This is a genomic window from Streptomyces sp. NPDC048275 (genome assembly GCF_040652275.1).
In the GTDB taxonomy this organism is placed as follows: domain Bacteria; phylum Actinomycetota; class Actinomycetes; order Streptomycetales; family Streptomycetaceae; genus Streptomyces.
The window spans coordinates 23,121-31,764 of the sequence record NZ_JBEZLR010000111.1 but is presented as its reverse complement, the minus strand read 5'-3'; the positions used below and the strand labels follow the sequence as shown (position 1 = coordinate 31,764).

The 8,644-nt window shown below is 68.7% G+C and carries 6 protein-coding genes and 2 pseudogenes; 3 read left to right on the top strand and 5 right to left on the bottom strand.

What is annotated here, in order from left to right:
* Positions 1-133: 133 nt before the first annotated feature.
* Complete coding sequence (locus AB0D57_RS40165) at positions 134-742, bottom strand: reverse transcriptase domain-containing protein (RefSeq protein ID WP_362085478.1); 609 nt, start codon at positions 740-742, stop codon at positions 134-136.
* Positions 743-1,417: 675 nt separating this feature from the next.
* Positions 1,418-1,753, bottom strand: coding sequence for a transposase (locus AB0D57_RS40160; protein ID WP_362085475.1), 336 nt, complete (start codon positions 1,751-1,753; stop codon positions 1,418-1,420).
* A 178-nt stretch (positions 1,754-1,931) separates the two neighbouring features.
* Here AB0D57_RS40160 and AB0D57_RS40155 point away from each other — a divergent pair, with 178 nt between their 5' ends.
* Complete coding sequence (locus AB0D57_RS40155) at positions 1,932-3,110, top strand: N(5)-(carboxyethyl)ornithine synthase (protein WP_362085472.1); 1,179 nt, start codon at positions 1,932-1,934, stop codon at positions 3,108-3,110.
* A 669-nt stretch (positions 3,111-3,779) separates the two neighbouring features.
* Positions 3,780-4,181, top strand: coding sequence for a DUF5994 family protein (locus AB0D57_RS40150; protein WP_362085469.1), 402 nt, complete (start codon positions 3,780-3,782; stop codon positions 4,179-4,181).
* Positions 4,182-4,366: 185 nt separating this feature from the next.
* Here AB0D57_RS40150 and AB0D57_RS40145 read toward each other — a convergent pair whose 3' ends face one another.
* The 3 genes and pseudogenes from AB0D57_RS40145 to AB0D57_RS40135 all read right to left on the bottom strand — a co-directional run bounded on the left by AB0D57_RS40145 (position 4,367) and on the right by AB0D57_RS40135 (position 7,439).
* The gene (locus tag AB0D57_RS40145) at positions 4,367-5,578 is read right to left on the bottom strand and encodes an MFS transporter (RefSeq protein WP_362085466.1); all 1,212 of its coding nucleotides are present in this window, start codon (positions 5,576-5,578) and stop codon (positions 4,367-4,369) included.
* A 7-nt stretch (positions 5,579-5,585) separates the two neighbouring features.
* Positions 5,586-6,050 (bottom strand): ArsI/CadI family heavy metal resistance metalloenzyme, encoded by a 465-nt coding sequence (locus tag AB0D57_RS40140; protein ID WP_362085463.1) that lies wholly within the window; start codon positions 6,048-6,050, stop codon positions 5,586-5,588.
* A 34-nt stretch (positions 6,051-6,084) separates the two neighbouring features.
* Positions 6,085-7,439 (bottom strand): annotated as a pseudogene (locus tag AB0D57_RS40135) (NAD(P)-binding domain-containing protein).
* Between the two features lie 60 nt (positions 7,440-7,499).
* On the opposite strand from AB0D57_RS40135, the pseudogene AB0D57_RS40130 reads away from it, so the two are divergent.
* Positions 7,500-8,611: pseudogene (locus tag AB0D57_RS40130) on the top strand (NAD(P)/FAD-dependent oxidoreductase).
* The last annotated feature ends 33 nt before the right edge of the window (positions 8,612-8,644 follow it).

Below are 8,644 nucleotides of genomic sequence, written 5' to 3'. Positions count from 1 at the left end.
GCGCCGACGCCACCGCACCAGCCCGCGAGCCGTCAAACGCGTCCATGTCCACGCCTACAGAAAGAAACAACCCACCGAATCCACCACTCACCACCCTGACCCGCCCAACATCAAAATCCTCGCCGTTTCCTAACTACGTGGCATTGCCCTGTGGGGTTCCCCGGTCTCGTACCTGCAAGGTGCCGTCAGGCAGTTGAAACGGGGCCTGGAGCCACCGCTTCACATAGAGAATCACCCAACGGGCATCGGTGTGCGCTTCCACGGCCTTGATGATGAGGTCCCACCGGACGCTGTCGAAGAACTTCTGGACATCGAGATCGATCACCCAGTCCCTCTTCCAGCAGCGCTGACGGCAGCGTTCCACCGCATCCAATGCCGATCGTCCGGGCCGGTAGCCGTAGGAGTCCGCATGGAACACGGGCTCAACCCGTTCCATGAGATGCCTGGCCACTACGGTCTGGGCGATTCTGTCGGCCACCGTGGGCACGCCCAAGATTCTCACGCCGCCTTCAGGTGACGACTTGGGAATCTCCACCGCACGCACCGGCGGAGGAAAGTACGTCCCTGACGACATTCTGTTCCAGATTTTATAAAGGTTTCCCTTTAGATCCTTCTCGAAGTCCTCAATGGATCGACTGTCCACACCGGGCGCACCTCTGTTCGCTTTCACTCCTTCGTATGCCTCCCAGACTTCCCGCTTCGAAATGTCAAACGGCTTGCCTGATGACTTCAACGCGTCCATGAAGGTCCTCCCGGGAATCCCCGGTTGTCTAGATAAACAACGTCACGAATGGCCCGGCCCCTTCGCTTCACTCCCATTACAGGAGCTTCATCACTACTACGAGCCGGTCCGCCAGCGCGCCCCGCATCGGTACTCGATCCCTTGCGGTGTCCGCCACTTGGGACACTCCCTCTCGCCCACCCAAAGGCGGGGCGGTATCGAGGCACGCCTTCTCCTGTTCCATGCGAAAGCGGCAGATCGGGCTCACGTCGTCTACACGCCGGACACCACCTGGCCAGTAAGCGGATAACCGCCAGGCTCATCCCGGGGTAAGCTGAAGACCCCGGTTTTGATGCCATCTGTCTGCTTCACGACGCTTCAGCAACGATTCGCTTGCGCTCGTCTTCCCGATCCCCACCTGACGCCGTCACGGACGCCTTTTCCTCATCGCTCACCACGACAGTCTTTGGCTAACGCAGCATGAGGCGGTTTAGAGCCTCCCTCCGCAGGGCGACTCTGAAGGGCCAGACCTTCATCTCTCGCACAGCATCGATCCCAGAAACTGTCCTACAACCAGCTCCCTTTCACGTTCAGGACACAATCAGCCAACGCAGCAGGAGGCGGTTTGGAGCCTCCCTACGCGGGGGCGACTCCGAGGGGCCAAACCCTCATCATCTGTGCAGCACCATCCAGTTGCTACCGACCTACACCGGCAGCCCCTTTCCGTTCAGGACACACGAAGGCGGTCGCTTTTTTCAAGATCTCGATAGTCTTCGCCTGCTCGGCGGTCAGCTTCCGCAGCCGCTTCAGCTCCTCGTCCCGGTCAGCGGCACTCTGCCCGGCCCGCCCGGCGGCGGGGACCGATCCGGTGTCCTGGGCGGCGCGGGCCTTCTTCACCCAGCCCCGCAACGACTCCGAACTGACCCCGAGCTCCCGGGCGACCTCGGTCACCGTCCGGCCCGACGACCGCACGAGCTCGATCGCGTCCCGCTTGTACTCGTCCGAGTACCGATTCGTGTACTTGCTTCCCACCTGGCACTGCTTCCTCTGGGCTCTGACGTCCCAGTCTCCAGGTGTCCACGATCAAGGGGAAGCTTCAGTACCGACCCGGCCTCATCGACGGTCTTACCGCCAAGACCGGCCTCGACTTTCAACCGCCGTAACCTCAGCCATTGAAGATCTGTAGACAGGGAGCAATCAAAGGGGCATTTTGCAGCAGCTCACGCTCGGAATCATGTCGCAGACCCGCAAGGAAAACGAGCATCGTCTGCCCGTTCACCCCGCTCATTTCGACCGCATCGACGCCGGTCTCCGCAAGCGCATCTACCTCCAGGAAAACTACGGAGAGCATTTCGGCGTCCCAGACGGCCGGCTCACCCCGCTCGTCGCGGGCTTCCGCACGCGCGAGGAACTCATCGCCGACTGCGCTGTCATCCTGCTGGCCAAACCACTCCACGAAGACCTGGCAGAACTGCGCGAGGGTCAGGTCTTGTGGGGCTGGCCGCACTGCGTCCAGGACGAGAGGCTCACCCAGACCGCCATCGACCGGCGGCTGACGTTGATCGCCTTAGAAGCGATGAACCACTGGACCGGCAGCGGCGCCTTCAACCTGCACGTCTTCCACAAGAACAACGAGCTGGCCGGGTACTCCTCGGTCCTGCACGCCATGCAACTGACCGGCGTGACCGGCGACTACGGGCGGCGGCAGCGCGCCGTCGTCATCGGCTTCGGCGCGACCGCCCGCGGCGCAGTGACCGCGCTCAGCGCCCTGGGCGTGCACGACGTCGACGTGCTCACCGCGCGTGGCGTCACCGCCGTCAGCTCCCCGATCCACTCCGCACGGATCGTCCACTTCGACCACGACAAGGCCGACGACACCCTCGACCCGCGACGCAGTGTCGCCCTCACCGAGGACGGCCCCCTGCCGCTGGCCGAGTTCCTCGCCGGGCACGACATCATCGTCAACTGCGTGCTGCAGGACACCGACGCGCCGCTGATGTTCCTGATAGACGAGGACCTGTCCAAGCTGGCCCCCGGCACCCTGGTCATCGACGTCTCCTGCGACGAGGGCATGGGCTTCGACTGGGCCCGGCCCACCACCTTCACCGACCCGATGTTCACCGTCGGCGACCACGTCAGGTACTACGCGGTGGACCACAGCCCCTCCTACCTGTGGAACTCCGCGACCTGGGAGAACAGCGAGGCCCTCCTGCCCTATCTGGACGTCGCGCTCCAGGGCCCCGACGGCTGGGACTCTGACGACACGATCCGGCACGCCATCGAAATCCGCGGGGGCGTCGTCCAAAACCCCAAGGTGCTCGCCTTCCAGCACCGCACCGCAAAATACCCGCACGCCCACGAAGAGACCCGGGCGGCATCGCGGCCGTAGCCGGAGGGGCATCCGGTGTTCAGCCGTCCTCCGGCCATTGTCCCGAGCCGCCGCGCGGCGGGCGCATCGCGAAGGAGTGCGAATCCGGCTCGTCCGTAGAGCTCCGAGACACTCGGCGATCTTGTCCCGCTCGTCCGACGGGGACTGCGGTCCCGGATCCGGGGCGCGGCGTCCTGTGACGCCGCGGGCCTGATCCGTCGACTGTGGGGCGCGCGTCTGCTCGTACATCATCAAGTGCCGCTTTCCTGCGCGTCGTGCCGGATGTGCGGAGCGGCAAGGCTCTCAGCCATGCAGCTGGTCAACGCCCGGTGCCGGCCCGTGTCAACGCGATGCCGCTTGCGAACAGACGCGGTTGTGACACGGGCCGGAGTACGGTGAAAAGGACGAGGACTTTCCGTATGCCGGAACTGGGACCGGCCCGCCCCGGACTGTCGCCTCGTGTTCGGGTCCACCGGCCCACCTTCCTTCCGCAGCACGCCACCCGTCCTCAAAGGGCGGCCCGTAAATCCGGCCGCGCCATCCGCATCCAGGCCGAGGAGCCGCCGTCATCCACCTCTTCGAACGCCTCGGCTGGGTGCACGACGTGCGCCGGCCAAGTCCGGCCCGCGTCGCCGCCTGCCGCGCCGACATCAACTACTCATCTGCGTACGGAAGTTGGTAGGAGCTCTCATGGCCACCGCACTACAGCCCCCGTTTCCCTCCCATCCCCTCCTGCGCCTGCGCCTGGCACCGCACGGCGATATGCCCCGGCCGATCGACGGAGCGTGGTGGCCCCGTTCGTACGACCTGCTCGCCGAACTCCCCCGGCTGCTCGCCGGGTTGCCGCGCGGTTGGGGCCACATCACCAGCGTCACGGTCAGCGGGGCGACCTGGTCCGCGGTGCCCGGCCGGATGCTCGTCTCCAACCAGGTCGTACGGCTGCACAGGACCCTCACGGCATCCGCCGCGCACACCATCGTCCTGCTCGCGCCCGGCCAGGGCCGCTGGGACCTGCTGGTCGTGCCCCCGAATACGCCCGAGGAGGCCGCGGAACCGCTGATGGCAGCAGCGGCGGCGGACGGTCAGACGTGACGCGACCCATTCCGCCCGCTCGAGCCGGGCGGTAGTTGACGGGGGCTGCGCCTCGAACCGGTGGACCAAACGTGTCGCGGCAACGAGCTGTGGAAAGACGAGCGCCGCTGGCGGCCACGACGCCCGGTCGCTATGGATTCAGCTCCGCAGGCACCTGCGCTCCTGCGACCGCGAGCGTCGAGGGCTCACCGTTTTGTGCTGGTCTGGGATGCGAGGACGGCGGCTGCGGCCGATGCGACGGCGAGTGCGAGGAAGAGGGGCGGGTAGCCGCCGAGTGCCGTGGCGAGACTGGTTGCGGCCCACGGTGCAAGGGCGGCGGCGATGGTGGCAGGGGCGATGAGAAGGCCGGAGAGGCGGCCGTAGTGGGTAGCACCCCAACGGTCGGTGACGGCCGTCGCCTGAAGGAGTGTGAGGTTGCCGCGGACCATTCCCGCTGCGATGGCCAGGACGACGAGCAGCGGGATCGGGCCAGGCACGAGTGCAAGGGCTGTCGTCGTCGCGGCACCCGCGGCAACCAGGACGACGGTGCGGGTGGTTGTGCTCGAGTGGCGTGCGAGCCTGGCGTACAGCATGCGACCCAGGGTCTGTCCTGCGCCGCCCAGTCCGAGGGCCCATGCGGCTGTGGTCGGTCCGGCGCCGCGGTCCAACAGCAGGGACACGAGTGCGAAGACCACCGCATACATCGCGAAGCCGTTGAGGGCGAGGGCGGCGGCCAGGAAGAGGAAGGGGCGGCTGCGGGCAACCGGCGTGCCCACGGCGGTCTGTTGGGCGGAGTGTTGCGGTGCCGGGGGCCAGGGAGCTCGGAGTGCGAGCGCGTGGGCGGGGACGGTGATGGCGGCGAGGATCGCGGCGAGGACGGCGTAGGTGGTGCGCCAGCTGAGGTGTTCGGCGAGGGTGGCCGTCAGGGGTGCGAAGACGGTGGAGGCCAGGCCGCCGGCGAGGGTGACGATGGTGAGGACGCGGACGCGGTCCTCGCCCCACCAGCGGGTGAGGGCGGCGAAGGCCGGCTGGTAGAGGGTCGCGGCCATGGCCATGCCGGCGAGCAGCCACGCTCCGGTGAAGACGGCGAGGTTGGGGGCGTACGCGATGGCCAGCACGGCGGCAACGCCCAGGAGGGAGCCGGTCGTCATCACGGCGCGTGGGCCGCGTTCGTCCAGGATGCGGCCGACTGGGATACCGGCGAGGGCGGAGACGAGAAGTGCTGCGGAGAAGGCCGCGGTGGTCGTGGTGGTTGACCAGCCGGTGTCGGTGGTGATGCGGGCGTTCAGGACCGGGAAGGCGTAGTAGACGATTCCCCAGCTGGTGATCTGGGTGGCGCACAGGGCGGGCAGAACGGCGCGAGGCCGTGACCGGTCTCCCGTTCCGGTCACGGCCTCGCTGGTGTGGAGGTTGGTCATCGGCGGATCAGCAGCAGCCGCCCGCGACGGCCGGTTCCTTCGAGTCGGTGTCGGCCTCGGCCGGGCCGGTGCAGCAGGTGCTGCCCTGTTGCTTGGCCAGGGAGTCGGCGTCGGCCTTGACGACGTACACCTCCCAGGGTTCTTGGCCGGGGCCGTGGACCCAGACCTTGTCCTGGAGGGCGTAGCAGCAGGTGGTGTCGTTCTCCACATCGGTGGCCAGGCCGGCCTCGCCGAGGCGGGCGGTGGCGGCGTGGACCGCTTCGGTCGTCTCGACCTCGACGCCGAGGTGGTCCATGCGGGTCGCATCGCCTGCGGTGCCTTCGATGAGGACGAGCTTGAGCGGGGGCTCGGCGATGGTGAAGTTGGCGTAGCCGTCGCGGAGTTTGGCGGGCTCGGTGCCGAAGAGCTTGGTGTAGAAGGCAATGGACGCGGTGAGGTCGGGGACGCGGAGGGCGAGCTGTACGCGGGACATGGCGAGCCTCCTGCTGGATGGGCGGGATGAGGCGTCAGCAGCCGCCGGACGCGGCCGGGGCACCGATGCCGATCTGGAGGGTGGTGGGTGCGGCGCAGCATCCGCCGCCGGACTGCTCTGCGTTCTCCGGCTCGTCGAAGAGACCTGCTCCGCCGCAGACTCCGGTCTCCGGCAGGGTCAACTCGACGCGCTCGGCCGCCTCCTGGTCTCCTGCCAGGGAGGCGGCGATGGAGCGGACCTGCTCGTAGCCGGTCATGGCGAGGAAGGTGGGGGCGCGGCCGTAGGACTTCATGCCGACCAGGTAGACGTCCCGCTCCGGGTGGGACAGCTCGCCCGCGCCGTGCGGGTAGACGGTGCCGCAGGAGTGCACGTTGGGGTCGATGAGTGGGGCCAGCGCGGTCGGCGCCTGCAGGCGCTCGTCGAGGCCGAGGCGCAGTTCCGCGAGGAAGGACAGGTCGGGGCGGAAACCGGTCAGGACGATGACCTCATCGACCGGGTCGAGGCGGCGGCCGTCCTCCGCCACGAGTACCAGCTGCTCGCCGCTCTTCTCGACCGAGGTCGTACGGAAGCCGGTGACGGCGTCGGCGTGGCCTTCGTCCACGGCGGCCTTGGCGCGCAGTCCGAGTGCGCCGCGGGCGGGGAGCTCGTCGGCTTCGCCGCCGCCGAAGGTGGAGCCGCCGATGCCGCGCCGCAGGATCCACGTGGCATGCGTGCCGGGGGCGTCCTTGGCGAGGTAGGCGAGGGCGGTGAACGCGGAGGCGCCAGAGCCGATCACGGCGGTGCGCTTGCCCGCGTAACGGGCGCGTACGGCCGGGTCCTTGAGGTCGGGGACGCGGTAGGAGATGCGGTCGGCTGCGGTGCGCTCGCCGAGGGCGGGCAGGCCTTCGCCGCCGATCGGGCTGGGGTCGGACCAGGTGCCGGAGGCGTCGATGACGGCGCGGGCGGTGATCCGCTCTTCGGTGCCGTCGGCGTTGAAGAGGTGGACGGTGAAGGGCTGCTGCTCGCGGTCGGCGTCCACGACCCGGTCGCGGCCGAGGCGGGAGACGCCGGTGACGCGGGCGCCGAAGCGGACCTTGTCTCCCAGGACGTCGGCCAGCGGCTTCAGGTACTGCTCGGCCCAGTCGCCGCCGGTCGGGTACGCCGAGCCGTCGGGGCGCACCCAGCCGGTCGGCGCGAGCAGCTTCTCGGCGGCGGGCGCGGTGACCTCGGCCCAGGGGAGAACAGCCTCACGTGCGCCCACTCCCGTACGGCGGTCCCGGCGGAAGGGCCGGCTTCCAGCACCAGCGGCTCGATGTCGCGCTCGAGGAGATGAGCGGCGGCGGCCAGGCCGACGGGGCCGGCCCCGATGACCACGACGGGCAGCTGGTCGGTGGTGGGCACGCTGTTGATGAACACAGCCACGGCGATCCCCTTTTGCTTTGATATCCGTCAATCTCTTGCTCAGCCAGCATGGCACCTGATTCGATGAGCGTCAACATAGACATTCGTCGAATCTGGAGATCGCTTGTGGAGCGCGTTGACGTCGCGGTGATCGGGGGCGGTCAGTCCGGGCTGGCCGCAGCCCACAGCCTGCGGGCTCGGGGCCTGGAGCCGGTGGTGCTGGAGGAGTCCGAGCAAGCGGCAGGGTCGTGGCCGCGCTACTACGACAGCCTCACTCTTTTCTCTCCCGCCAGGTACAGCTCCCTGCCGGGCATGCCCTTCGGCGGGGACCCGGACCGCTACCCGCATCGGGACGAGGTCGTCGCCTATCTGCTGCGGTATGCCGACCGCATGGACGCCGACATCCGCCCCCGGACACGGGTGCGCGAAGTACGCGCCGCCGACGGCGGGTTCACGCTCGGCCTGGAGGGCGGCGGACGGCTGTCCGCCCGTGCGGTGGTCGCGGCGTCGGCACCTTCGGCCGGCCCCACCGCCCCGAGCTGCCCGGCCTGGACGGCTTCACCGGCACGGTGCTGCATACGGCCGACTACCGCTCGCCCGAGCCGTTCGCCGAGCAGCGTGTCGTGGTCGTCGGGGCCGGGAACTCCGCGGTGCAGATCGCTGCCGAACTCGGCGAGCGGGCACGAGTGACCCTCGCATCCCGGCACCCGGTTCGCTTCGCCCGTCAGCACACCCTCGGCCGGGACCTGCACTGGTGGCTGACCCGCACCGGTCTCGACACGCTGCCCGTGGGGAGGTTCCTGCGCACCCCGCCGACCCAGCTGGTCATCGACGACGGCCGCTACCGGGCCGCCGTCACGGCGGGGGCGCCGGACAGGCGCCCGGTCTTCACCGGCGTGGACGGCGCCAAGGTCACCTGGGCCGACGGAAGCAGGGAGGTGGTCGACGCGATCCTGCTGGCCACCGGTTACCGACCCGACCTGGGCTACCTCGCCCCTCTTGGCGCGCTCGACGAGCGCGGCCACCCGCGCCACCGTGAGGGCGTATCACTCACGCACCCCGGTCTGGCGTACGTCGGGATGGAGTGGCAGCGCAACCTGTCATCGAACTCCCTGCGCGGTGTGGGCCGGGACGCAGCCCGTATCGCCCGCCGCCTGGCGGCCCACCTGGCCTCCAGCTGAGACGGAGCCTGCACAGCCTCGCCGCTCTGGTTC